Source organism: Lysinibacillus sp. G4S2 (assembly GCF_030348505.1).
Taxonomy (GTDB): domain Bacteria; phylum Bacillota; class Bacilli; order Bacillales_A; family Planococcaceae; genus Lysinibacillus.
On the sequence record NZ_JAUCFJ010000002.1, the window covers coordinates 237,561 to 262,903 of the forward strand.

Annotated in this window: 16 protein-coding genes, 17 tRNA genes and 3 rRNA genes; 31 read left to right on the forward strand and 5 right to left on the reverse strand. The window is 40.6% G+C overall.

Translation table 11 applies throughout. The features are described from left to right. Window positions 1-50: 50 nt before the first annotated feature. The 28 genes from QUF91_RS01455 to QUF91_RS01590 all read left to right on the forward strand — a co-directional run bounded on the left by QUF91_RS01455 (window position 51) and on the right by QUF91_RS01590 (window position 17,661). A complete protein-coding gene (locus QUF91_RS01455) occupies window positions 51-1,379 on the forward strand; it encodes a YjiH family protein (protein ID WP_289416611.1) in 1,329 nt (442 codons plus the stop codon). Between the two features lie 15 nt (window positions 1,380-1,394). Beyond that, window positions 1,395-3,065, forward strand: coding sequence for a urocanate hydratase (hutU, locus tag QUF91_RS01460; RefSeq protein WP_289416612.1), 1,671 nt, complete (start codon window positions 1,395-1,397; stop codon window positions 3,063-3,065). Further along, the gene (gene hutI / locus QUF91_RS01465) at window positions 3,062-4,348 is read left to right on the forward strand and encodes an imidazolonepropionase (protein WP_289416613.1); all 1,287 of its coding nucleotides are present in this window, start codon (window positions 3,062-3,064) and stop codon (window positions 4,346-4,348) included. The genes hutU and hutI overlap by 4 nt, the downstream gene beginning before the upstream one ends. A 385-nt stretch (window positions 4,349-4,733) precedes the next feature. Next, the gene (locus QUF91_RS01470; protein WP_285396628.1) at window positions 4,734-5,534 is read left to right on the forward strand and encodes an NUDIX domain-containing protein; all 801 of its coding nucleotides are present in this window, start codon (window positions 4,734-4,736) and stop codon (window positions 5,532-5,534) included. Window positions 5,535-5,675: 141 nt separating this feature from the next. Next, on the forward strand, window positions 5,676-6,227 hold the full coding sequence (locus tag QUF91_RS01475; RefSeq protein ID WP_285396629.1) for a cysteine hydrolase family protein: 552 nt from the start codon (window positions 5,676-5,678) through the stop codon (window positions 6,225-6,227). A gap of 24 nt (window positions 6,228-6,251) precedes the next feature. Next, on the forward strand, window positions 6,252-7,721 hold the full coding sequence (locus QUF91_RS01480) for a nicotinate phosphoribosyltransferase (protein WP_285396630.1): 1,470 nt from the start codon (window positions 6,252-6,254) through the stop codon (window positions 7,719-7,721). A gap of 28 nt (window positions 7,722-7,749) precedes the next feature. After that, window positions 7,750-8,364, forward strand: coding sequence for a nicotinate-nucleotide adenylyltransferase (nadD, locus tag QUF91_RS01485; protein ID WP_289416614.1), 615 nt, complete (start codon window positions 7,750-7,752; stop codon window positions 8,362-8,364). A gap of 358 nt (window positions 8,365-8,722) precedes the next feature. Continuing rightward, window positions 8,723-10,576 carry an SLC13 family permease gene (locus QUF91_RS01490; RefSeq protein ID WP_289416615.1) on the forward strand — a complete coding sequence of 618 codons (1,854 nt, stop codon included), beginning with the start codon at window positions 8,723-8,725 and terminating at the stop codon, window positions 10,574-10,576. 742 nt (window positions 10,577-11,318) lie between these two features. Continuing rightward, window positions 11,319-12,870 (forward strand): 16S ribosomal RNA (locus QUF91_RS01495). A 181-nt stretch (window positions 12,871-13,051) separates the two neighbouring features. Then, window positions 13,052-15,979, forward strand: a 23S ribosomal RNA gene (locus QUF91_RS01500). Window positions 15,980-16,039: 60 nt separating this feature from the next. Further along, window positions 16,040-16,155 (forward strand): 5S ribosomal RNA (gene rrf, locus QUF91_RS01505). The 16S, 23S and 5S rRNA genes sit together here with 17 tRNA genes alongside, the layout of an rRNA operon. 10 nt (window positions 16,156-16,165) lie before the next feature. After that, window positions 16,166-16,241, forward strand: a tRNA-Val gene (locus QUF91_RS01510). A 4-nt stretch (window positions 16,242-16,245) separates the two neighbouring features. Continuing rightward, window positions 16,246-16,321 (forward strand) — tRNA-Asp (locus tag QUF91_RS01515). 13 nt (window positions 16,322-16,334) lie between these two features. Continuing rightward, window positions 16,335-16,410, forward strand: a tRNA-Thr gene (locus tag QUF91_RS01520). A 6-nt stretch (window positions 16,411-16,416) separates the two neighbouring features. After that, window positions 16,417-16,500: transfer RNA gene (locus tag QUF91_RS01525), tRNA-Tyr, on the forward strand. A 5-nt stretch (window positions 16,501-16,505) separates the two neighbouring features. After that, window positions 16,506-16,579 (forward strand) — tRNA-Trp (locus QUF91_RS01530). A 47-nt stretch (window positions 16,580-16,626) separates the two neighbouring features. Then, window positions 16,627-16,702: transfer RNA gene (locus tag QUF91_RS01535), tRNA-His, on the forward strand. A gap of 10 nt (window positions 16,703-16,712) precedes the next feature. Continuing rightward, window positions 16,713-16,787, forward strand: a tRNA-Gln gene (locus QUF91_RS01540). A gap of 15 nt (window positions 16,788-16,802) precedes the next feature. Beyond that, window positions 16,803-16,875 (forward strand) — tRNA-Lys (locus tag QUF91_RS01545). A gap of 21 nt (window positions 16,876-16,896) precedes the next feature. Continuing rightward, a tRNA-Arg gene (locus tag QUF91_RS01550) sits at window positions 16,897-16,973 on the forward strand. A 15-nt stretch (window positions 16,974-16,988) separates the two neighbouring features. Further along, window positions 16,989-17,065, forward strand: a tRNA-Pro gene (locus QUF91_RS01555). Between the two features lie 16 nt (window positions 17,066-17,081). After that, window positions 17,082-17,157, forward strand: a tRNA-Ala gene (locus tag QUF91_RS01560). 14 nt (window positions 17,158-17,171) lie between these two features. Further along, window positions 17,172-17,264: transfer RNA gene (locus QUF91_RS01565), tRNA-Ser, on the forward strand. A gap of 5 nt (window positions 17,265-17,269) precedes the next feature. Beyond that, a tRNA-Phe gene (locus QUF91_RS01570) sits at window positions 17,270-17,345 on the forward strand. Between the two features lie 3 nt (window positions 17,346-17,348). Beyond that, window positions 17,349-17,422, forward strand: a tRNA-Gly gene (locus QUF91_RS01575). Window positions 17,423-17,430: 8 nt separating this feature from the next. Beyond that, window positions 17,431-17,507, forward strand: a tRNA-Ile gene (locus QUF91_RS01580). Between the two features lie 4 nt (window positions 17,508-17,511). After that, window positions 17,512-17,588 (forward strand) — tRNA-Asn (locus tag QUF91_RS01585). Window position 17,589: 1 nt separating this feature from the next. Then, window positions 17,590-17,661: transfer RNA gene (locus QUF91_RS01590), tRNA-Glu, on the forward strand. A gap of 209 nt (window positions 17,662-17,870) precedes the next feature. Here QUF91_RS01590 and QUF91_RS01595 read toward each other — a convergent pair. The 5 genes from QUF91_RS01595 to QUF91_RS01615 form a co-directional block, all read right to left on the reverse strand. Then, window positions 17,871-19,004, reverse strand: a complete 1,134-nt coding sequence (locus QUF91_RS01595) for a GerAB/ArcD/ProY family transporter (protein WP_289416616.1) — start codon at window positions 19,002-19,004, stop codon at window positions 17,871-17,873. Between the two features lie 24 nt (window positions 19,005-19,028). Continuing rightward, window positions 19,029-19,265, reverse strand: coding sequence for a hypothetical protein (locus tag QUF91_RS01600; RefSeq protein ID WP_285395643.1), 237 nt, complete (start codon window positions 19,263-19,265; stop codon window positions 19,029-19,031). A gap of 157 nt (window positions 19,266-19,422) precedes the next feature. Further along, the gene (locus tag QUF91_RS01605; protein ID WP_285395644.1) at window positions 19,423-20,979 is read right to left on the reverse strand and encodes a spore germination protein; all 1,557 of its coding nucleotides are present in this window, start codon (window positions 20,977-20,979) and stop codon (window positions 19,423-19,425) included. A 538-nt stretch (window positions 20,980-21,517) separates the two neighbouring features. Next, window positions 21,518-21,631 carry a YjcZ family sporulation protein gene (locus QUF91_RS01610; RefSeq protein ID WP_285395645.1) on the reverse strand — a complete coding sequence of 38 codons (114 nt, stop codon included), beginning with the start codon at window positions 21,629-21,631 and terminating at the stop codon, window positions 21,518-21,520. Window positions 21,632-21,792: 161 nt separating this feature from the next. Further along, window positions 21,793-21,990: a hypothetical protein gene (locus QUF91_RS01615; protein ID WP_289416617.1), complete on the reverse strand. Its 198-nt coding sequence runs from the start codon at window positions 21,988-21,990 to the stop codon at window positions 21,793-21,795. Between the two features lie 305 nt (window positions 21,991-22,295). Between QUF91_RS01615 and QUF91_RS01620 the strand changes: the two genes are divergently transcribed. From QUF91_RS01620 to QUF91_RS01630, 3 genes are all read left to right on the forward strand, one after another. Further along, window positions 22,296-23,342, forward strand: a complete 1,047-nt coding sequence (locus tag QUF91_RS01620) for a nitric oxide synthase oxygenase (protein ID WP_285395647.1) — start codon at window positions 22,296-22,298, stop codon at window positions 23,340-23,342. Between the two features lie 212 nt (window positions 23,343-23,554). Then, on the forward strand, window positions 23,555-23,986 hold the full coding sequence (locus tag QUF91_RS01625) for an RNA polymerase sigma factor (RefSeq protein ID WP_483308070.1): 432 nt from the start codon (window positions 23,555-23,557) through the stop codon (window positions 23,984-23,986). After that, window positions 23,979-25,283 carry a hypothetical protein gene (locus QUF91_RS01630; RefSeq protein WP_289416618.1) on the forward strand — a complete coding sequence of 435 codons (1,305 nt, stop codon included), beginning with the start codon at window positions 23,979-23,981 and terminating at the stop codon, window positions 25,281-25,283. Before QUF91_RS01625 ends, QUF91_RS01630 begins: the two co-directional genes overlap by 8 nt. Window positions 25,284-25,343 lie beyond the last annotated feature (60 nt).

Here is a 25,343-nt window from a genome sequence, read left to right on the forward strand (position 1 = left end):
GGAATTTCTATCGGAAAGAGCTCTTACTATTAACATCGAGGGGGTTTGGGATGGAATTTCAACAACAAGAGTTGGAGCAAGGCTCGCAATTTAGAGTCTCCTCCGCTATGAAGATGATTGCATGTAGTTTAGTCGGAATATTCAGCTTTTTCATCTCGTTTGAATGGCAAAATAAAAGTACGATTTTAATCGACCATATAGTGAACTTTATACGAGCTGAAGCACCACTACTTGTAACTGCATATGTACTCATAATGCTTGTAGGTGGAGCAATTCATCCATTTATTACTAAGAAATGGAATAAGTCGACAGTCAATATTGTAATGTCAATCTTTAAAGTGGGCGGTATGGTTGCGGGGATATTGTTAATTTTCAATATAGCACCCGCGTGGTTAGCGGATGAAAGTATTGGTCCGTATTTGCTGGAGAAGCTTGTTAAGCCAGTAGGGGTATTAATTCCAATCGGTTCTTTATTTTTGGCACTTCTAGTTAGCTATGGATTGCTTGAATACATTGGTGTTTTAGCACAGCCATTTATGAAGCCTGTTTTTAAAACATCGGGACGTTCAGCAGTTGATGCAGTAGCCTCATTTGTCGGGAGTTATTCGGTTGGCTTACTATTAACGAACCGTGTGTATATGGAGGGTCGCTACACAGCGAAGGAAGCTGCGATTATTGCAACAGGCTTCTCGACTGTATCTGCAACGTTTATGGTTGTCGTTGCAAGTACGCTGGATATGATGGAACATTGGAATGCATTTTTCTGGGTGTCGCTTGTAGTAACATTCGTAGTTACGGCATTAACAGCGCGAATGTACCCACTTCGTTCAATGAAGGATGAATACTACGAGGGCGCAACGCCAATGCCAGAAAAAATTGTTAAGAAGGGGCGTTTTAAAGAAGCGTGGCGTCAGGCGATGGAGGCAGTTGAGCAAAATCCACCTTTATCTAAAATTTTATGGGCGAATCTAAAGGATGGCTTCATCATGGCGATGGGTGTTATTCCATCAATTCTATCAATTGGCCTACTAGGGCTTGTACTTGCAACATATACACCAATTTTTGATTGGATTGCGTATATTTTTGCACCATTCACATACGTATTACAAGTTCCAGAACCATTTTTAACAGCGAAGGCATTGTCATTATCGCTAGCAGAAGTATTTTTACCAGCACTTGTTGTCACACAAGCAACACTTGTGACGAAATTTATTGTGTCAGTCGTATCAATTTCGGCAATTTTATTCTTTTCAGCCGTTATTCCACTTATTTTATCATCTGAAATTCCATTGACACTGCGCCAAATTATAATCATTTGGTTTGAACGTGTCGTATTAACTTTAATCATCGTAACACCTATTGCATTTTTACTATTTTAAAGGAGCGTGTTTTTAATGGTAGTTAAAACAAATATTCGTGCACCACGTGGGAATGAATTATCTTGTAAAGGTTGGACACAGGAAGCTGCAATGCGTATGTTAATGAACAATCTAGATCCTGAAGTAGCAGAAAATCCAGATGAGCTGATTGTTTATGGTGGGATCGGTAAAGCGGCGCGTAATTGGGAGAGCTACGAGCAAATTATTGCGTCATTAAAAGAATTAGAAAATGATGAGACACTTCTAATTCAATCAGGGAAACCAGTAGCTGTATTCCGTACGCATGAACAGGCACCACGTGTATTAATTGCGAATTCAAATTTAGTGCCTGCATGGGCGAATTGGGAGCATTTTTATGAGTTAGAGGACCGCGATTTAATGATGTACGGTCAAATGACAGCTGGTAGTTGGATTTATATTGGTGCACAAGGGATTTTACAAGGAACGTATTTATCGTTTGTAGAGGCGGGGAAAAAGGTATTTGGTACAGCTGATTTACGCGGCAAATTCATCCTTACAGGTGGTATGGGTGGTATGAGTGGTGCACAGCCTTTAGCTGGGAAAATGGCTGGTGCTGTCATTTTAGTAGTCGAAGTAGAGCGTGCTCGAATTGAACGTAAAATAAAAGAGGGCTACTGTGACTATATTGTGGAGACAGTAGATGAAGCTATTGAATTAGTCAATAAGCTACGTGATAAAAAAGAGCCTGCATCAATTGGTCTTGTTGGTAACTGTGCTGACGTGAATCGGGAACTACTGAACCGAGGGATTATTCCTGATTTTGTAACAGATCAAACATCTGCGCATGATCCGATTAATGGTTATGTACCGAATGGCATGACATTTGAGGAAGCGCTTGAACTGCGTAAAAAAGATGTAAAAACATATGAGCAAAGAGCAAAAGAAACAATGGCTGAGCATGTTCGGACAATGCTTGAATTCCAACAAGCGGGCGCAGAAGTGTTTGATTACGGTAATAATATTCGCGCTTATGCTAAAGAAATGGGTGTAACAAATGCCTTTGACTTCCCTGGCTTTGTTCCAGCGTATATTCGTCCTTTATTCTGTGAAGGGAAAGGGCCATTCCGCTGGGCTGCACTTTCAGGTGACCCTGAGGATATTTATAAAACAGATGCACTTGCAAAAGAAATGTTCGCTGAGGATGAAGGTCTTGTGAATTGGATTGCTATGGCGCAAGAAATGGTTAAATGGCAGGGGTTACCGGCACGTATTTGCTGGTTAGGCTATGGTGATCGTCATCGTTTTGCATTAAAGGTTAATGAAATGGTTGCCAATGGTGAGCTATCAGCACCGATTGTCTTTGGGCGAGATCATCTAGACTCAGGCTCAGTTGCATCACCAAATCGTGAAACAGAGGGCATGCTGGATGGTTCTGATGCAGTATCAGATTGGCCAATTTTAAATGCACTTGTTAATACAGCAAGTGGTGCAAGCTGGGTAAGTGTTCATCACGGTGGTGGTGTAGGTATGGGTTACTCTCAGCATGCAGGTCAAGTGCTAGTAGCGGATGGATCAGAGCTTGCCGCAGAGAAAATTGCACGAGTGTTAATTTCGGATCCAGGAATGGGTGTCGTACGTCACGCAGATGCTGGTTATGAAATTGCCATTAATACGGCGAAAAACAAAGGTGTGCATATACCAATGCTAAAGGATGATGCTAAGTGACTATTTTAATCAAGAATGCCAACGAAGTGATTACGTTAAAAAGTGCCGAACAAGGTCCGCGTACAAAGGAACAAATGCGTGACATTGCAGTAGTGGAAAATGGTAGTGTTTTAATGGAGGGAAATAGCATTGTAGCAGTTGGACCCATTGCACAGTTAGAAGCGGACTTCCCTGGACTAGTAAAGGTAGCAGAGGTTATTGACGCTTCAGGTAAGGTTGTTATGCCAGGTCTCGTCGATTGTCATACGCATTTAGTGCATGGCGGTACTCGTGAGCAGGAATTTAATATGCGCCTTAATGGCTCTACCTATATGGAAATTATGAATGCGGGTGGTGGGATCCATGCCACAACAAAGCGAACACGAGAAACTAGCTTTGGTGATTTATATGAAAAAACGATGAATCATTTAGATGTGTTTTTAAAGCATGGTGTCACAACGGTTGAGGCTAAATCAGGCTATGGTTTGGATTGGGAAACTGAAAAGAAACAGCTTGAGGTAGTTAAGGAATTGCAAGCCTCACATGACATTGATGTCGTTAGTACCTTTATGGGGGCGCATGCGGTACCACGCGACTATAAGGGGCGTGAGGATGAATTTGTGGATGTGGTCATTCATGACATGCTGCCGAAAGTAGCTGAGCTGAAGCTTGCAGAATTTAATGATGTGTTTTGTGAAAAAGGTGTATTTACGCCAGAGCAATCACGACGCATTTTAGAGGCTGGCAAAGCGTTGGGGTTAACACCGAAAATTCATGCAGATGAAATTGAACCTTATAAGGGAGCGGAGCTTGCTTCAGAAGTAGGGGCAATTTCGGCGGAGCACTTACTAGTTGCTTCTGATGAAGGTATTCAAAAAATGGCTGAAGCTGGTACGATTGCCGTGTTGCTACCTGGAACAGCATTCTTCTTACGTGCACCATTTGCGAGAGGACGCCTAATGATTGATGAAGGGGTACCGGTTGCTATTTCAACTGACTTTAACCCTGGCTCATCGCCAACAATGAGTCTGCCATTTATCATGAATCTAGCTTGTATGCATATGGGTATGACGCTTGAAGAAGTGTTAACAGCGACAACCATTAATGCAGCATATGCACTTAACCGTGGGCATCAAATTGGCTCCCTTGAAGCTGGCAAACAAGCTGACGTCATTATATTGGATGTTGCCAATTACAAGCAGTTACAATATTTCTATGGCATGAATCATACGAATACTGTTATTAAAGATGGGCGAGTTGTCGTACAGGATGGTATTCTCTTGAAAAATCAATTAGTGAATTAAATAACATAAAAGGTATAAATAAGGCGGAGAATGCTTTATTTATACCTTTTTTAATTTAGCTTTGTTTCTCAAAAATTTTTTATTCAAGGGGTTGAAATAATTAAATGGAAAAGTTATCATACTAATAAATAGTAATTTGTGAATTATAAATTACTCAGTTGCCATGGAAGCGAAGTAGATACCTGCGTTTTGGGAGAATACCCGCGGAAGCAAGGTAAATACCCGCGCGTTTCGGGGGAATACCCGCGGAAGCGAAGAAATACCGCGCGTTTCTGGAGAATACCCGTGGAAGCGAAGGAAATCCCCACGCGCCCCGGGAGAATATTCATAGGCATCTTCATCATCAATCTTACAAAAAAATAAAGTATCAAAGGGGTTACATGCAATGACAAAATATCGTTCACAAGAAGAAGTTCTTGCGAATTATGATTCTTCTAAATATTTAACACCAGATGGCTATACGTCAGATATTGCGATTTTTACAATAACATCTGAAAAAGTAGAAGAAAAAGCACCGCCAATGATGACGCTTAAAATCATGCTGATTAAACGAGCTGATATAGATAACGAAGGAAACCCTAATATCGAAGGAGGAAAATGGGCGCTTCCAGGAGGTTTTGTAGATGCAAATCGAAAGGAAACGGCATATATTGCTGCTAAAAGAGAGCTAAAAGAGGAAACGAATGTAGAGGGGTTGCATGTTAAACACTTTGGTGTCTACGATGAAACAGATCGCGATCCTCGTGGTTGGCTGATTTCAAACGCCTTTTATGCTATTGTTCCAGAAGTTTATATCGAACAACGTCAAGCGAACGATGATGCGGCAGAGGTAGAGCTGTTTGATTTAAATGAAGTGTTCGAACTCGAGTTAGCTTTTGATCATCGAAAGATTATTACAGATGCGTTGGATTTTATTAAGAAAGATATGATTCAAACAACGGTAGCAAAAAATTTTTTACCAGAAGAATTTACTTTATCTGAATTGCAAAGAGTTTTGTTGACGGTGGGGGATGACCCGCGCATTTCCAATGATTCTGTGTTCTTCACAAAAGCACCTAAATTGCCTTTTATTGAAAAAGTATTAGATGAAGAAGGAAAACCAAAGAAAACTAAAAGAAATTCATATAGACCGTCACAATTATATACCTATAATGACTTTGAAATCGTAGAGTCAATTTATCATTAAAGCCTCCAGCTAATGTTACGGATTCGACTTTGTGCAAGAACAAGGCCGAATCCAGATGCAATTATGCCGGGGCATAATTAATATAAAGTAATTTGTAATTCTTTGATTACTAATTAAAATTAAAAGTGGAGTGATGAAAATATGGAAAAACGTGCACTGATTAATATTGATTATACTGAGGATTTTGTAGCATCAGATGGAGCTTTAACTTGCGGTATACCAGGGCAGATGTTGGAAGATGCAAATACACAATTAACAAAGGAATTTATTTCAAACGGTGATTTTACAGTCTTTGCCGTTGATGTTCATGAAAAAGGGGATAGCTATCACCCAGAAACAAAGCTTTTTCCTCCTCACAATATCCGAGATACAAGAGGCCGAGAACTGTATGGTTCCTTAAAAGAACTATATGAAGAAAATAAAGATCTAGATCATGTCTACTACTTGGATAAAACAAGATATTCTGCTTTTGCAGGAACTGATTTAGAGATTAAATTACGTGAAAGAGGCATTACTGAACTGCATTTAATAGGTGTATGTACGGATATTTGTGTTCTTCATACAGCGGTAGATGCCTATAATAAAGGGTTTAACATTGTTATTCATAAAAATGCAGTGGCGTCTTTTAATCAGGCTGGACATGAGTGGGCGTTAGGACATTTCGAGCATTCACTCGGAGCTACTATTCTTTAATTTCAATAAACGGGGGGATAGGAAATGAAATATGCAGACGATAGCTTCATGTTGCACACGGACTTATATCAAATTAATATGGTGGAAACTTATTGGAAAGATGATATTCAACATCGAACTGCAGTTTTTGAACTGTACTTTCGAAAACTTCCGTTCGGTAATGGATATGCGATATTCGCAGGCTTAAAAAAGATTATGGAGTTTATTAAAAACTTTGGTTTTTCTAATAGTGATATTCAATATTTACGTGAAGAAGGAAAATATTCAGAGGAATTTTTGAAATACCTTCAAAATCTAAAATTTACAGGTACTATATCTGCTATGAAGGAAGGTGAATTGGTATTTGCAAATGAACCCATTTTACGAATTGAGGCCCCATTAGCGGAAGCCCAATTAATTGAAACGCCTATCTTAAATATCGTTAATTATCAAACTCTTATCGCAACGAAGGCTTCGCGCATTAAACAAGTGATTGGAGAGGATGTGGCGATGGAATTTGGTACTCGTCGTGCTCATGAATTTGATGCGGCCATTTGGGGAACGCGTGCTGCTTATATTGGAGGTTTTTCAGCTACTAGCAATGTAAGAGCTGGAAAATTATTTGGTATCCCAGTATCAGGTACGCATGCACATGCTATGATACAGGCCTATCGCGATGAATATACTGCATTTACAAAGTATGCGAGTACTCGTAAAGATTGTGTTTTCTTAGTAGATACGTATGATACATTGCGTTCAGGAGTTCCTAATGCTATTCGTGTAGCAAAGGAGTTTGGAGATAAAATTAATTTTATAGGAATTCGATTAGATAGTGGAGACTTGGCATATCTTTCAAAAAAAGCAAGAAAAATGCTAGATGAAGCTGGATTTACTGAAGCACAAATTATCGCATCTAATGATTTGGATGAATATACCATTATGAACTTGAAGTCGCAAGGGGCAAAAATTGATAGTTGGGGAATCGGAACCAAGCTCATCACAGCTTACGATCAAGCGGCTCTTGGAGGAGTGTACAAATTAGTATCTATTGAAGATGAAAGTGGGAAAATGGTTGATACCATTAAGATCTCTGGAAATCCTGAGAAAGTAACTACGCCAGGTCGCAAACGTATCTACCGAATTATTAATAAAGGGAATGGTCATGCTGAAGGGGATTATATTGCATTAGACGATGAAAATCCACAAGAGGAAGATCGCTTGAAAATGTTTCACCCTGTTCATACTTATATCAGTAAATTTGTTACGAATTTTACAGCAAGAGAATTACATCAAGACATTGTGGTGAGTGGCTCTATTCTTTACAAGGAACCAACACTTCAGGAAATTCAAGCATATGTAGAAGAAAATTTGCATCTACTATGGAATGAGTACAAACGAACAATGAACCCAGAAGAGTATCCTGTTGATTTAAGCCAAGCGTGCTGGGATAACAAAATGAAAAGCATTAAAGAAATTAAAGAAAAAGTTACGATGATGGGGCAAGAGAGAAGCTAATAGTAGAAGCAAAAGGGAGGGATATACAATGGCGAAAATAGGTATTTACGGTTCATCATTTGATCCAATTACAAATGTTCATCTTTGGACGGCAAGCACAGTAGCACACCGTTGCAAATTAGATAAAGTCATTTTTTTACCATGCTCAAATAAACGTAAGGACAAAGAGATAAAAACAAAGGATGCTCATCGATGGAATATGCTACAACTGGCTATTGCTAAGGATGAGCGCTTTATCGCAGATTCATATGAAATGGAGCAAGAAGGTTGGAATATTTACACATATGACACGATGAAATATTTTAGAGAACAGCACCCCGAAGATGAAATACATTTTATTATGGGGGCCGATTTATTAGTTGATATTGGAGCGGGATTGTGGAAAAGGGGAGAGGCGTTAGTAGCTGAGAATAAATTTATTGTAATGGCGAGGCATGGAATCGATATGTTATCAACGATCAGTCGTTCCCCAATTTTAAGAAATAACGATGATGGAAGATTTCATTTAATCGACAAAGGCTTAGCGATGGAAATTAGCTCTACCTACATTCGTGAAGAGTTCGCAATGGATGGCGAACCAAAATATTTATTGCCAAACGCTTGTTATGACTATATTAAAGAGCATAATCTTTATCAAAAATAATCCAAGTAAGGAACGATTTATAATAGTAGAGTGCGGGATAATACCGCACTTATTTTATTTGCCCCATCATCAAAAGTAGGGATACCAACGTATGTTATTTATATAAGTTGATTGAAGCGGCTCATCTGGCGCCCAAGGGAAAGGAATGAATTGTGCGGATACAATTCAAAATCCGGACGCAATCACGCTAAGGCGAAATTGATTTCGAAAAGACGGTGAACTTTCTCATATGTAGTTCTTGGTAAGATATAATAAAAATAAGTGATATAGCAAACAGGCAAGATGTTGGAAGTACAAAAAGTTTGTTTTTGTATATCATCTTCAGTAAAGCATAATGATTAATGTTAGAAAGGAATTCTTGGATGTGCAACTTACATTAACATTTTTAATTTTAGGAGCGACAATTATTGCGTTTGTGACCAATAAAGTACGAGCAGATCTCGTTGCAATTGTGTCACTTTTAGCATTTGTCATTACGGATATTTTAACACCCACAGAGGCATTAGCTGGTTTTTCAAACTCTGTAGTTTTAATGATCGCTGGGTTATTTGTCGTGGGTGCAGGGATTTTACGTACAGGTCTTGCGGGGATGGCAGGTCAATTATTACTGAAATGGTCAGGGAATAGTGAGCTGAAATTATTTGTGTTATTACTCATTATTGTAGGTTCTGTCGGTGCATTTATGAGTAATACAGGTACGGTAGCTTTGATGATGCCAATAGTCGTTAGTATTGCCATTAGTATGAAGGTAAGCCCGTCAAAATTTTTGTTACCACTTTCTTATGTTGCGAGTCTTTCTGGGCTTATGACATTGATTGCTTCACCAACAAATTTAATTGTGAGCCAGTTATTGGTTGATCATGGCTATAATAAGCTAGGATTTTTCGAAGTTACACCCATTGGTATTATTGGAATGATAGTTGGTATTAGCTATTTAGTACTCGTGCGCAATATTCTGTTGCCAAATGAAAAAAACCGTACACAAACAAAAGCTGACTATAAACTATCTCCAAAGAAAATTATTAAGCAATATGATTTAAACAATCGTTTGTTTAAAGTGTTTGTGCCAGAGGATTCGGCGATTATTGACATGACATTAGCAGAATTAAAGCTTCCGGCCAAATATACACTTTGTATGATGAAAATTCACCGACGATCACAAGAAGGTATTAATTTTTTACCGATGACATATCAGGAAATGGCGGGTCCGACAAGTGTGATACATGCCAAAGATGAGTTATATGTCCAAGGTGAGGAAGAGAATATTCGTCGTTTTACTTCGGATTATAGTTTAGAGATGCAAGAGCTAGTTGAAGGAGAGGCTGATGAATTGGTATCGAAGCATCTGGGTATTGCCGAGGTATTATTAACGCCAAATTCTAGCTTTATTAATGAGACGGTCAGCTCTCTAGGCTTTCGAGAAAAATATAATCTTAATATAATAGGCATTAATCGTAGAGGTGGCTATAAACTTCAAGATATGGTGACACATAAATTGAAATTTGGGGATGCCATTTTAGTGCAGGGCGCATGGGATGAAATTTTAATACTTGCAAGGGAAACGCAGGATGTCGTTGTTGTTGGTCAGCCGAAGGAGCATGCGAGTGTGGCGGCAGCAACAGGTAAAGCAGGTATTGCGGGTGCCATTATGCTTATAATGATTGTGTTAATGGCTTTTGAAATTTTCCCTGCTGTTATTTCCGTTATGATTGGTGCTGTACTGATGATATTAACAGGCTGTTTACGTAATATGGAAGATGCATATAGCCATATGAATTTTGAAAGTATTGTGCTTGTAGCTGCTATGCTTCCTATGGCAACGGCATTGGAGAAAACGGGAGGGATGACCATCTTATCTGATGGTATTATCAATGCGCTTGGGGACTATGGACCTTACGGGGTACTGATTGGTGTCTATATTTTAACTGCAGTCTTTGGTCAGTTCATTAGTAATACAGCTACTGCGGTATTATTCGCACCAATTGCTATGAATGCAGCGATTGCAATGGAAGTTAGTCCAACGACGTTTATGATTGCAGTAGCAGTAGCTGCAAGTATGGCCTTTGTTACACCTATTGCTTCACCGACCAATGCGTTAGTTATGACAGCAGGTGGCTACAAATTTATGGACTTTGTGAAAATTGGAATACCGTTACAAATTGTTATGTTTATCGTTATGATGCTAGCAATTCCATTTTTCTTTCCATTCTAAAAAGCGTGAGAAATCAATTTAGCAACGTTGATTTCTCGCGCTTTTTTGCTGTTAAATTTTTTAATTTTGCGTAAAAAAATATGCTTATGTCATAAGCGACGCAAATTATCAGATAGTATTGCATGAAGGTAGATGTCGATATTTTTCGAAAGTTGGTGGATAAATTAAAAAAGTTGGGTGATAAATCGATAAAGTTGGTCGATAAACAATCAAAAGTTCTCGATAAATCTCAAAACTACAGCTCATTAAAGATTTTTGTCGCTGTTCATTGCGCTGCAGAAAAAATTTTTTATTAAAACCTATTATTTTTTATAGTAAGGTTATGATAAAATTCTATTTTAGACAGGAAAGACAAATTGAATTTGCTTGAAATGAAGAGTCTAATACTATATTTTTTGTAATCATTATAATAGGAAGTTTTTCGATAAAATGAAAATGTATAATTTTTTTCTAGGAAAAGTGTTGACCTTTTTAATTTAAGAGTGTAGTATTATACAAGTCGCCAAGACAACTACTGAAAAACAATAAAATTTAAATAAATTAGTTGTTGACATCTAGTTGAAAGCGTGATATTATATAAGAGTTGCTGTTGTGAAATGGCAACGAAATGAACCTTGAAAACTGAACAAGCAAAACGTAATCAATAAAGTTTTTAGTAGCTAACCTTGAGTTGGTGAACGAAACAAAATTTTGGACATCAAACATGATGCCAGCAAAACAATTTGAGCTAATCAAATTTCTTTTTATGGAGAGTTTGATCCTGGCTCAGGACGAACGCTGGCGGCGTGCCTAATACATGCAAGTCGAGCGAACAGAGAAGGAGCTTGCTCCTTTGACGTTAGCGGCGGACGGGTGAGTAACACGTGGGCAACCTACCTTATAGTTTGGGATAACTCCGGGAAACCGGGGCTAATACCGAATAATCTATTTTACCTCATGGTGAAATACTGAAAGACGGTTTCGGCTGTCGCTATAAGATGGGCCCGCGGCGCATTAGCTAGTTGGTGAGGTAACGGCTCACCAAGGCGACGATGCGTAGCCGACCTGAGAGGGTGATCGGCCACACTGGGACTGAGACACGGCCCAGACTCCTACGGGAGGCAGCAGTAGGGAATCTTCCACAATGGGCGAAAGCCTGATGGAGCAACGCCGCGTGAGTGAAGAAGGTTTTCGGATCGTAAAACTCTGTTGTAAGGGAAGAACAAGTACAGTAGTAACTGGCTGTACCTTGACGGTACCTTATTAGAAAGCCACGGCTAACTACGTGCCAGCAGCCGCGGTAATACGTAGGTGGCAAGCGTTGTCCGGAATTATTGGGCGTAAAGCGCGCGCAGGCGGTCCTTTAAGTCTGATGTGAAAGCCCACGGCTCAACCGTGGAGGGTCATTGGAAACTGGGGGACTTGAGTGCAGAAGAGGAAAGTGGAATTCCAAGTGTAGCGGTGAAATGCGTAGAGATTTGGAGGAACACCAGTGGCGAAGGCGACTTTCTGGTCTGTAACTGACGCTGAGGCGCGAAAGCGTGGGGAGCAAACAGGATTAGATACCCTGGTAGTCCACGCCGTAAACGATGAGTGCTAAGTGTTAGGGGGTTTCCGCCCCTTAGTGCTGCAGCTAACGCATTAAGCACTCCGCCTGGGGAGTACGGTCGCAAGACTGAAACTCAAAGGAATTGACGGGGGCCCGCACAAGCGGTGGAGCATGTGGTTTAATTCGAAGCAACGCGAAGAACCTTACCAGGTCTTGACATCCCGTTGACCACTGTAGAGATATGGTTTTCCCTTCGGGGACAACGGTGACAGGTGGTGCATGGTTGTCGTCAGCTCGTGTCGTGAGATGTTGGGTTAAGTCCCGCAACGAGCGCAACCCTTGATCTTAGTTGCCATCATTTAGTTGGGCACTCTAAGGTGACTGCCGGTGACAAACCGGAGGAAGGTGGGGATGACGTCAAATCATCATGCCCCTTATGACCTGGGCTACACACGTGCTACAATGGACGATACAAACGGTTGCCAACTCGCGAGAGGGAGCTAATCCGATAAAGTCGTTCTCAGTTCGGATTGTAGGCTGCAACTCGCCTACATGAAGCCGGAATCGCTAGTAATCGCGGATCAGCATGCCGCGGTGAATACGTTCCCGGGCCTTGTACACACCGCCCGTCACACCACGAGAGTTTGTAACACCCGAAGTCGGTGGGGTAACCTTTTGGAGCCAGCCGCCGAAGGTGGGATAGATGATTGGGGTGAAGTCGTAACAAGGTAGCCGTATCGGAAGGTGCGGCTGGATCACCTCCTTTCTAAGGATATTTTCGGAATACAAACCTAGGGTTTGTAAGATTACGTTTTGCGTTCAGTTTTGAAGGTTCATTCTTACGAATGAAATACTTCAAAACTTGTTCTTTGAAAACTGGATAAAACGACATTGAAATTGTAACAAACACATTAATTTTTTAAGTTTTTTTATAGGCTTAATAACTTGGTTAAGTTATTAAGGGCGCACGGCGAATGCCTTGGCACTAGGAGCCGAAGAAGGACGGCACTAACACCGATATGCTTCGGGGAGCTGTAAGTGAGCTTTGATCCGGAGATTTCCGAATGGGGGAACCCACTACGTTTAATCGCGTAGTATCTTGACGTGAATTCATAGCGTCTTGAAGGCAGACCCAGGGAACTGAAACATCTAAGTACCTGGAGGAAGAGAAAGAAAAATCGATTCCCTGAGTAGCGGCGAGCGAAACGGGAAGAGCCCAAACCAAGAGGCTTGCCTCTTGGGGTTGTAGGACACTCTATACGGAGTTACAAAAGAGCGAGTTAGATGAAGCGACTTGGAAAGGTCCGCCAGAGCAGGTAAAAGCCCTGTAGTCGAAAGTTCGTTCTCTCCTGAGTGGATCCTGAGTACGGCGGAACACGTGAAATTCCGTCGGAATCCGGGAGGACCATCTCCCAAGGCTAAATACTACCTAGTGACCGATAGTGAACCAGTACCGTGAGGGAAAGGTGAAAAGCACCCCGGAAGGGGAGTGAAAGAGATCCTGAAACCGTGTGCCTACAAGTAGTTAGAGCCCGTTAATGGGTGATAGCGTGCCTTTTGTAGAATGAACCGGCGAGTTACGATTACGTGCGAGGTTAAGCTTTAGAAGGCGGAGCCGCAGCGAAAGCGAGTCTGAATAGGGCGAATTAGTACGTGGTCGTAGACCCGAAACCAGGTGATCTACCCATGTCCAGGGTGAAGGTGAGGTAACACTTACTGGAGGCCCGAACCCACGCACGTTGAAAAGTGCGGGGATGAGGTGTGGGTAGCGGAGAAATTCCAATCGAACTTGGAGATAGCTGGTTCTCTCCGAAATAGCTTTAGGGCTAGCCTCGTGATGAGAATACTGGAGGTAGAGCACTGTTTGGACTAGGGGGCCATCCCGGTTTACCGAATTCAGACAAACTCCGAATGCCAGATATTTATACACGGGAGTCAGACTGCGAGTGATAAGATCCGTAGTCAAAAGGGAAACAGCCCAGACCACCAGCTAAGGTCCCAAAGTAATCGTTAAGTGGAAAAGGATGTGGCGTTGCACAGACAACCAGGATGTTGGCTTAGAAGCAGCCATCATTTAAAGAGTGCGTAATAGCTCACTGGTCGAGTGACGCTGCGCCGAAAATGTATCGGGGCTAAACGATTCACCGAAGCTGTGGATTGACATCTATGATGTCAGTGGTAGGAGAGCGTTCTAAGTGCGTTGAAGTCAGATCGGAAGGACTGGTGGAGCGCTTAGAAGTGAGAATGCCGGTATGAGTAGCGAAAGACGGGTGAGAATCCCGTCCACCGTATGACTAAGGTTTCCTGAGGAAGGCTCGTCCGCTCAGGGTTAGTCGGGACCTAAGCCGAGGCCGATAGGCGTAGGCGATGGACAACAGGTTGATATTCCTGTACCACCTCCTCACCGTTTGAGAAATGGGGGGACGCAGTAGGATAGGGTAAGCGCGCCGTTGGTTGTGCGCGTCCAAGCAGTAAGGCGTGTGTGTAGGCAAATCCGCACACTGTAACGTTGAGCTGTGATGGCGAGTCCGTATGGACGAAGTTCCTGATTTCACACTGCCAAGAAAAGCCTCTATCGAGGTGAGAGGTGCCCGTACCGCAAACCGACACAGGTAGTCGAGGAGAGAATCCTAAGGTGTGCGAGAGAACTCTCGTTAAGGAACTCGGCAAAATGACCCCGTAACTTCGGGAGAAGGGGTGCTCTTGAGCGTGCAAGCGCATGAGAGCCGCAGTGAATAGGCCCAGGCGACTGTTTAGCAAAAACACAGGTCTCTGCAAAACCGTAAGGTGACGTATAGGGGCTGACGCCTGCCCGGTGCTGGAAGGTTAAGAGGAGTGGTTAGCGCAAGCGAAGCTGCGAATTGAAGCCCCAGTAAACGGCGGCCGTAACTATAACGGTCCTAAGGTAGCGAAATTCCTTGTCGGGTAAGTTCCGACCCGCACGAAAGGCGTAACGATCTGGGCACTGTCTCAACGAGAGACTCGGTGAAATTATAGTACCTGTGAAGATGCAGGTTACCCGCGACAGGACGGAAAGACCCCGTGGAGCTTTACTGTAGCCTGATATTGAATTTTGGTACAACTTGTACAGGATAGGTAGGAGCCAGAGATCTCGGAGCGCCAGCTTCGAAGGAGGCGTCGGTGGGATACTACCCTGGTTGTATTGAAATTCTAACCCATGCCCCTTAGCGGGGTAGGAGACAGTGTCAGGCGGACAGTTTGACTGGGGCGGTCGCCTCCTAAAAGGTAACGGAGGCGCCCAAAGGTTCCCTCAGAATGGTTGGAAATCATTCGTAGAGTGTAAAGGCACAAGGGAGCTTGACTGCGAGACCTACAAGTCGAGCAGGGTCGAAAGACGGGCTTAGTGATCCGGTGGTTCCGCATGGAAGGGCCATCGCTCAACGGATAAAAGCTACCCCGGGGATAACAGGCTTATCTCCCCCAAGAGTCCACATCGACGGGGAGGTTTGGCACCTCGATGTCGGCTCATCGCATCCTGGGGCTGTAGTCGGTCCCAAGGGTTGGGCTGTTCGCCCATTAAAGCGGTACGCGAGCTGGGTTCAGAACGTCGTGAGACAGTTCGGTCCCTATCCGTCGTGGGCGTAGGAAATTTGAGAGGAGCTGTCCTTAGTACGAGAGGACCGGGATGGACACACCGCTGGTGTACCAGTTGTCTTGCCAAAGGCATCGCTGGGTAGCTATGTGTGGACGGGATAAGTGCTGAAAGCATCTAAGCATGAAGCCCCCCTCAAGATGAGATTTCCCATTACGCAAGTAAGTAAGATCCCTCAAAGACGATGAGGTAGATAGGTTCGAGGTGGAAGTGTGGTGACACATGGAGCTGACGAATACTAATCGATCGAGGACTTAACCACAATGTTTGAAACATTCAATGCACGTTTATCCAGTTTTGAAAGAATAATTTCTTTCATATGTCTAGTGATGATGGCAAAGAGGTCACACCCGTTCCCATACCGAACACGGAAGTTAAGCTCTTTAGCGCCGATGGTAGTTGGGGGCTTCCCCCTGTGAGAGTAGGACGTCGCTAGGCATTATACCCAGGAGGATTAGCTCAGCTGGGAGAGCACCTGCCTTACAAGCAGGGGGTCGGCGGTTCGAGCCCGTCATCCTCCACCATTATGGTCCCGTGGTGTAGCGGTTAACATGCCTGCCTGTCACGCAGGAGATCGCCGGTTCGATCCCGGTCGGGACCGCCATTTTTTTTTTTTTGCCGGTGTAGCTCAGTTGGTAGAGCAACTGACTTGTAATCAGTAGGTCGTGGGTTCGACTCCTATCGCCGGCACCATCCCTTGGAGGGGTAGCGAAGTGGCTAAACGCGGCGGACTGTAAATCCGCTCCTTAGGGTTCGGCGGTTCGAATCCGTCCCCCTCCACCATTTTTAGGGGCATAGTTCAACGGTAGAATAGAGGTCTCCAAAACCTTTGGTGTGGGTTCGATTCCTACTGCCCCTGCCAGGTTTCGAGGTACTCGTTATCAAGAACTGCTGTGATTACATATAGTGGCGATTGTGGCGAAGTGGTTAACGCACCGGATTGTGGTTCCGGCATTCGTGGGTTCGATTCCCATCAGTCGCCCCATTTTAACAATTGGGGTATAGCCAAGCGGTAAGGCAACGGATTTTGATTCCGTCATGCCTAGGTTCGAATCCTAGTACCCCAGCCATTCATTTCTTAATATGAGCCATTAGCTCAGTTGGTAGAGCATCTGACTTTTAATCAGAGGGTCGAAGGTTCGAGTCCTTCATGGCTCATCAAGTTTTTATAAAAATTATGCGCCCGTAGCTCAATTGGATAGAGCGTCTGACTACGGATCAGAAGGTTATGGGTTCGACTCCTGTCGGGCGCGCCATAAATCTAACAGTAACGGAATGTAGCTCAGCTTGGTAGAGCACTTGGTTTGGGACCAAGGGGTCGTAGGTTCGAATCCTGTCATTCCGACCAGTTTTTCTTAAATTTTGGGGCCTTAGCTCAGCTGGGAGAGCGCCTGCCTTGCACGCAGGAGGTCAGCGGTTCGATCCCGCTAGGCTCCACCATTTTTAAATATTTTGGAGGTATACCCAAGTCTGGCTGAAGGGATCGGTCTTGAAAACCGACAGGCGGGTAACACCGCGCGGGGGTTCGAATCCCTCTACCTCCTCCATTTTCGGGTCAGTAGCTCAGTTGGTAGAGCATTAGATTGAAGCTCTAAGTGTCGGCGGTTCGATTCCGTCCTGACCCACCATATGCGGGTGTAGTTTAATGGTAAAACCTCAGCCTTCCAAGCTGATGTCGTGAGTTCGATTCTCATCACCCGCTCCAAAAATAATGGGCCTATAGCTCAGCTGGTTAGAGCGCACGCCTGATAAGCGTGAGGTCGATGGTTCGAGTCCATTTAGGCCCACCATTATTCCGAAGTAGCTCAGTTGGTAGTAGCACCTGACTGTTAATCAGGTTGTCGCAGGTTCGAGTCCTGCCTTCGGAGCCACGGCCCCTTGGTCAAGTGGTTAAGACACCGCCCTTTCACGGCGGTAACACGGGTTCGAATCCCGTAGGGGTCATCAAGCATGTTGCACATTCGTGTAACATGCTTTTTCTTATGCTTGTAGATGACTAAAGCATATAAAATAATCTTATGACGCTTGCTTTCGCTAAAAATAATACTTGTAGCTAACGCTTTGCTTTCGCTACAAAAGACATTTGCTGAAAGAAGTTAAAATGCAAAACTGCACACCCAATTTATTAATAGGATTAATAATGGATGTGCGATCTAGGTTGTACCGGAGTCTTTATTATTTAATGTATCATTTTCAGGACCCTTAATATTTCTTAATTTCGCGATAATAAGTAATAGTAAAGGAAGAAAAAGGGCAAATAATGAAATATATAAGGGCCAAGTTTCTTTATTATATTTAGTAGAGTGCATAATATTTGGATGTACAATTTGAGAAAGTGCAACTGTAATCATCCCAAGTGGAAGGATTAACCGTCTGTGATCATTAATTTTAAGTATTTGTCCTAACCCCTTTACGGTTGCGTAAAAATACATGGAGGCTCTGACAAATATCGTGACCATCCAAATAAAAGCCATAATAACTTCAATACGTTGCAGGAAATTACCAATCGAAATTCTTTGCGCTAGAGTGTAACTAGGAAAGGTTCTAAGAGATGTATTCGTTACCCCCAATACTAAGATTGATAATGCTATAACAATTGTTAAAATTAATCCTCCCACAAGTGTGCCAATATAAAATCCTTTCTCACCGGATTTATAGTCATTGATAGCAGATGGAAAAACCATTAATATAACGACTAATGGAAAAGAGAACAGACCCATAAAATGTAAAATGCTATACATAAGAGGCTTTGCTGAAACTTCTAAAATTGGTTGTACATTTTTAATCTCTATTTCAGGGCTTATAAATAACACAAAAATAATAAATATTAACAGAAAAACGGGGAATAGTATTTCTAATGTACGCGCAAAAACTTCTATTCCTAAATAAGCTGCAAAAAGTATAATAAGGTTAAATAATATTGAAAATACAACGGGCGGCGTCTCTGGCATTACCTCTGTCTGAAGAAAATTTCCGATAAAATATAGTAGCTCACCAGATGATAACAATGTTAAAATGACAAATCCAATGGTAAAAATTTTCCCTAAAAAACTCCCCAATATTTTCTCCGTAATCTCAACAAAGGTTAGAGTAGGCATTTTTTTTACTAAAGTCATAAACAGTTTTAGTATAAGCATACTCAATAACGTACCTATAATTGCTACAATCCAAGCATCCTGTTTTACTTCACTTGCAATGCTTGCAGGGATAATTAAAATACTTGTCCCTACGGTAAAAAGAATTACAATTATTGTGAATTGCCGCGAACTTATCAATTGCTTTTCCATAAATATGACCCTCTTTTAAAAAAATTATTTTTTTAATAGCGTTGCTTTTAAAAAGTCACTAATTGGATGGAAAATATACATAATTACATCCAGCGGACTAAAGTGTATTACTTTTAAACTTATACCAATATTTAAGGCGACACCGATAGTTAGCAAAAGGGAAAATGTCCAAATTGTTTTAGCATCTTCTTTTTTTAAACTGGGCAGCTCAAAAAAAATAATACAAGCTGTAATAATTAATATTCCTAACACTATAAGCATATAGATTACTCCTTTAATTTTACGTTCTACATAGTCATCCCCAAACCTTGAGTTTTCACATTGACCTTGATCTACCTTTATTTATTATTCGTGTTTACTCCAACAACAACTTCAAATTTGCATTAAGATAATGAGTAAAATCGTTATTTTCATATTGTTAGTGGGCCGGTCGTTTCTTATTTTTTAATTGTTTATGTCCTCTAACATTATTAATTTGGCTAATTAATCGTGGACGAGTTAACAAAGATCGGCGAGAAACAATTATTAGTGCATCTTTTTGATCCTTTGGAATTAATGGTGCAAAAGGACTCATATAAGGTACACCAAATGAACGTAAACTACATAAATGCAAAATAAGAAACATCATTCCTATAAACACTCCAAATAATCCAAACATTGCTGCTAACCCCATTAACGGAAAGCGTAAAATCCGTATGGAGTTAGATAATCCATATGCAGGAAAAAGGAAGCTGCATATCGCTGTTAAGGCTACAATAATAACCATTGATGCCGAAACGATACCTGCTTGTACAGCTGCTTGCCCAATAATCAATGTTCCTACAATTGATATAGCAGGCCCTATCATTCTTGGCATTCGAAGTCCGGCTTCCCTAAGAACTTCAAATGCAATCTCCATAATCAAAGCTTCGACAAATACAGGAAATGGTACACCTTCTCGCTGTGAATAAATATTGATTAGCAAAGAGGTGGGTATCATTTCGTGGTGAAAAGTCGTGAGCGAAATATAGAGAGAAGGGGCAGCTAAGGCAAGACTAATCCCTAAAAACCTAATGATACGAATAAATGAACTGATAAATGGATGTTGATAATAATCCTCTGCGGATTGTAAGAAGGAAGTAAATAATGCAGGTACAATTAAAACAAAGGGAGTACCATCTACTAAAATAGCAATTTTACCTTCTAATAATTCGCTTGCAATAACATCTGGACGTTCAGAATTATAAACAGTGGGAAATATAGAGAACTTTGAATCTTGAATTAGTGCTTCGATATAGCCGCTTTCTAAAATGCCATCGATTTCAATTTGATCCAGTCTCTCAAAAACTTCCTGTACAATTTTTTCATTTGCGATTCCATTTATATACATAACGGCAACGTCTGTTTGAGTGACATCACCAATGACCATAGATTTTATCCAAAGGTTTGGGCTTTTGATTTTACGCCGAATTAAAGCAGTATTAGTTCTCAAAGTCTCCGTAAATGACTCCCTAGGGCCTCTAATGACAGCTTCCGTTGCAGGTTCTGTTATTGCTCTATCCTTCGAACTTTTAGTACTCGTCGCAAGCCCTTTTGCCAGACCATCTAGCAATATAACGGTGTCCCCGTTTAAAATGGCGTTAAATAAAGCAGTAAAATCAGCAATATCGTTAACATGTCCAACTGTTAAACAGTAATTCTTTAAATGTTGATCTAATTCATTGATCGTTGTTTCGGAAGTTTCCTTTAAATCAGATAGGAGAGGTTCTACGATAAAGTCTGAAATTATGGTGTTATCAGCTAAACCATCCGTGTGAATAATAGCGATTGCGATTGATTGTTCCTTTGATTTCCCTATTAATGTTTCTCGTATAATAAGGTCACTACTGTTCCCGAAAGCTTCTTTTATAGTAGTTATATTTTTTGATAGTTTTGTGTTTAATAGTCCCTTTTGAATATAATCTTGGGAGGCATTAGTATTCTCGAAATTATTCACCCCAAATCTCCTCCTCAATAAGTTTTTGAAACTATTAAGAGGATGTACAAATTTATATTTAATTAAACACAAAATTTTAGTTAAAGAGGAAAATCTTTTATCATATGGATGTATAGCTAGATTTAGATTCTACATATGAGGAAATAAAAGGCTCATCGCCAAAAGTTGTGGATGACATTTTTAAAAATATATGCGTTATATATCAGTTGATCTTCGTTCCGATTGAGCGACTCCTTGTGGCTCAGCGGACGCCCCAGTCGGAACGGAAATCAAAAGGGATCAAGACTTTCATAAATTAAAAGACGTAGAGTGGATTTGATTGTTAGGCATTTCATAATTAGGTGCTTTTTATTATGCTCGCAAAGTCAGATGGATGTATTGAATGTACTTTGTGGGGTTGTATAGGGATGAATACTTTGAAAGAGGGAAAATTAAAAGGATCACGCGGAGGATAGTGACCCTTATTTAATATTTGAAGGTGTAAAGGATAAGCTTGTATGATCCTAATAATTATGAGCATCAGAGGCGGTGTTGGGTATTAATAATATTTTGACATAAAGCTAGCGCCAACAATAATCAGAAGAATGAATAGAACAACGATTAGCGCAAATGATGAACTAGATCCAGATCCAGAACCATATTCTTGAGACATAATTATTCCCCTCCTCTCTAAAATCTATAATATTAATAGTTGTTAAAAGGATTAGCGACATTCATCCACTAAAAAATTTAATTTAAAAAAATATTTTATTTCAGGTGTGTTTATTATTCGCTTTTGTCCATTCTGATTAGTTTAGAAGGCGCTGTTTTTCGCTACGAGCTACTCGCTTTGTTGTTGCTGTCGCTTCGCTTTCGCACAGACAAAACCTTGTTGCTGACGCTTCGCTTTCGCGCAGAAGAAACAATGCCGCTGACGCTTCGCTTTCGCGCAGAAAAAATAATGTTGCTGTTGCTACGTTGCACTGCGCTTTCGCACAGAAAACATTCGCTTCGTGCAGGGTAGATAAACAAATCTTTTTTTCAAGCCATAAAAATCTTTCTAACAGGAATACTCCTAACTAACTGGGGATGGTCACTCGAAATAAATATAAAATAAATCAGTGACTAATAATTAATATCAGGGCTGATTCTAGAGAAAACGACTTCTAATAAAGTCTTTAAAATAAAGTTTTTGCTATCTAATGAAATTACATGATAGTGACGTATAAATTTGAACAAAGTATTTCATATATGCAATATGTATGTTTTCCAGCAAATATTTTCGTGGTGATTATAGTTCCGTTCCTCTAATATGAGGGTAGATGGAGGAGTTCGACATGAATTTACATGAGATACAGCAGTTTTTAGAACTTTATCGAGTAGAACAAAATGAGTCTAAAACATGGCTAGAAAATAAATTACAGCAGATTAAAATAGCAGGAGAATATATACCGACGACGGAGGAATTAACCTTTGGTGCACGAGTGGCATGGCGCAATAGTAATAAGTGTATTGGCCGTTTGTTTTGGCAATCATTGCATGTTAGAGATGCCAGAGATACGCTAACGGAAGAGGCTGTGTTCAATGCTTTACTTGAGCATATTCAATATGCAACAAATGACGGGAAAATTCGTCCAACAATCACCGTTTTTGCACCAGGGCGAGTGCGTATATGGAATCACCAGCTAATCCGTTATGCGGGCTATGAAACGGAATCTGGGATCATTGGTGATCAACATTCCGTAGAGTTCACAAAAATATGTGAATCACTTGGCTGGCAAGGCGGAAAAACAGCATTTGATGTGCTTCCGCTTGTTGTACAGGTAGATGGAAGAGAGCCGCAAGTGTTTGCAATCCCTGATGAATATGTACTCGAGGTTCCGATTCGTCACCCTGAAGCTCCTCAAGTCGAGAAGCTAGGGTTAAAATGGTATGCAGTGCCAATTATTTCGAGCATGCGCTTCCAAATGGCGGGTATTGATTTTCAGGCAGCTCCATTTAATGGCTGGTATATGGGCACAGAAATCGGGGCACGTAATTTAGCAGATCATGAGCGTTATAATATGTTGCCTGCTATAGCAGAAATTTTTAACCTCGATACAACAAAACAGGCTTCTCTATGGCGTGATCGGGCACTAGTTGAGCTCAATATTGCGGTATTGCATTCATTTAAAGAAGATGGTGTGAGCATTGTAGATCATCATACTGCAGCTCAGCAATTTAAATTGTTTGAGGAAGCGGAAGCAGCAGCAGATCGTGAGGTTACAGGCAATTGGGCGTGGTTGATTCCACCTCTTTCGCCAGCTACAACTCATATTTACCATAAGCCTTTTGTTAATGCTTACAATACACCGAACTATTTTTATCAGAAACCACCTTATTAGTAGGGATTTAAAAATTTTATAGTTTCCTTTTAAAGAAGAAATTTCAACTATTTGAGATTTCTTCTTTCTTTTTTAAGCTAAATGGACTGTGGAATTGTCTAATAAATAGAAAGGAGTGAAGGGCAATTATTAACTTAGTAAAGAAAGCACAAAAGGGGAGTGACAAAGCCTTTTTAAAGCTTTTTCAAGCATATGAGGCGGATATATATCGAATGGCCTTTATTTATGTGAAAAATCAAGAGGATGCGTTAGATATTGTACAGGAAGTTGCATTTAAATCCTTTGATAAAATCACAACCTTAAAAGAACCTGCTTATTTTAAAACATGGCTTATTAAAATTACTATTAGCTGCGCACTAAACTATTTAAAGCGCCATCAAAAGGTTGTCCCAATGAAAACTGAGATGCTCGATGTTGTTCCTACGACGGTAAAGGATCCGACTATTTCCATTTTACTTTATCAAATGTTAAATGAATTAAGTGATGAAGAAAAAGGTATTGTCATTTTAAAGTATTACGAAGGCTATTCTTTTAAGGAAATTTCTGAGTTACTACATATTCCCCTAGGTACAGCAAAATCAGTTTTATATCGTGCTCTTCAAAAATTACGATTACAAGTAGAGGAGGTAGATTTTTATGAATAAAATCCGTCAATCTATAGAATCAATTGAGCTACCTAGTGAATTGCATAATAGATCAAAGCTAGGTATAAAGCAGGCGAAATTCCGTAAAAGGAAATTTAAAAAATTCATTGTACTTCCATTAATTGCAACACTTTTTTTAGCATTTTCAGTAGGGGTAGGTGCAGCTACAAACTCCAATATAAATCGATTGCTGTCTATTGTTAGTCCAGAGGTGGCATTACTGCTGCAACCACTTCAATTAAGTATGACCGATGAGGGAATCAAAATGGAAGTTGTCGCTGCAATGAACGATGATGATATGGCTGTTGTTTACGTGACAATGCAGGATTTAGAAGGTGACCGCATTGATGAAACATTAGATATTTATGATTACTTTATGTCAAAGGGTCATTCATTTACACATGAAGTTGTTGCTTACGATGAGTCAACGAAAACAGCAATGATACGCTTTCAGGCAACGGGAGCAGAAACATTAAATAATAGTAAAGTTAATTTTAGTATTCAGTCTTTCCTAAGTGATAAGCATGTGTTTGACGTCAAAGTAAATATTGATTTAAATAATATTGAGCAGCAACAACCGACGACACTGAATCGAGATGCTATATCAGGAATGGGTGGGGAACTGGCTGGAGATGCCAATGAACGTGAGAATTATGTAGTCCTACCAAATGGAATGAAAAATATGAAAATACCAACTATTGATTTTATGGAAATTACAAATGTAGGCATTATTCAAAATAAATTCCATATTCAAACAAAGTGGATGCAAAATGACAAAGATGATCATGGTTATTTTTACATTGTAAATTCAGCAGGCGAGGAGATCCATCCATCAAGTATAAGTTATGGAAGAGATGAAAATGGGAATGCTGAATACGGGCATAACTACCAAGAATACATTTTTAATATGCAGGATATAGATATGCAAGACTATGAATTAAGAGGTAATTTCACAACAAGTGGAAATTTAGTAAAAGGTAATTGGGAAACGACATTTAAATTAAATACGGTGAAGGAAAGTAAAGTAATTGATTTTATATATGATTTCGGAGGCTGGCGATCTACTGAAATTGATATTTCTCCACTAGGATTAACAGTGTTAGGAGATGGAGAGATAGAACAATCAACTGAAATGACAGCTACTATCCGTATGAAAGATGGTCATACAAAAACTCTTATGCAAACGACTTCATTTACAGATAAAGGACAAATAAAGCTGAAATTTTTAGCAGATGAGCCTTTAAATATGGAGAATATTAAATCGATAAGTGTTAATGGAATTGAAGTTGACTTGTGAATAGTAGAATAAGAATTAATTATAGAAAAAAGCACTGGTTTATTCAAAACTAGTGCTTTT

Coding starts and splice junctions, on each gene's coding strand:
- QUF91_RS01455 (WP_289416611.1), top strand. CDS start 51: ATGGAATTTCAACAACAAGAGTTGGAGCAAGGCTCGCAATTTAGAGTC.
- QUF91_RS01595 (WP_289416616.1), bottom strand. CDS start 19,004: ATGGAAAAGCAATTGATAAGTTCGCGGCAATTCACAATAATTGTAATT.
- QUF91_RS01630 (WP_289416618.1), top strand. CDS start 23,979: ATGAATAAAATCCGTCAATCTATAGAATCAATTGAGCTACCTAGTGAA.
- QUF91_RS01470 (WP_285396628.1), top strand. CDS start 4,734: ATGACAAAATATCGTTCACAAGAAGAAGTTCTTGCGAATTATGATTCT.
- QUF91_RS01480 (WP_285396630.1), top strand. CDS start 6,252: ATGAAATATGCAGACGATAGCTTCATGTTGCACACGGACTTATATCAA.
- QUF91_RS01620 (WP_285395647.1), top strand. CDS start 22,296: ATGAATTTACATGAGATACAGCAGTTTTTAGAACTTTATCGAGTAGAA.
- QUF91_RS01475 (WP_285396629.1), top strand. CDS start 5,676: ATGGAAAAACGTGCACTGATTAATATTGATTATACTGAGGATTTTGTA.
- nadD (WP_289416614.1), top strand. CDS start 7,750: ATGGCGAAAATAGGTATTTACGGTTCATCATTTGATCCAATTACAAAT.
- QUF91_RS01610 (WP_285395645.1), bottom strand. CDS start 21,631: ATGTCTCAAGAATATGGTTCTGGATCTGGATCTAGTTCATCATTTGCG.
- QUF91_RS01600 (WP_285395643.1), bottom strand. CDS start 19,265: ATGCTTATAGTGTTAGGAATATTAATTATTACAGCTTGTATTATTTTT.
- hutU (WP_289416612.1), top strand. CDS start 1,395: ATGGTAGTTAAAACAAATATTCGTGCACCACGTGGGAATGAATTATCT.
- QUF91_RS01625 (WP_483308070.1), top strand. CDS start 23,555: ATGGCCTTTATTTATGTGAAAAATCAAGAGGATGCGTTAGATATTGTA.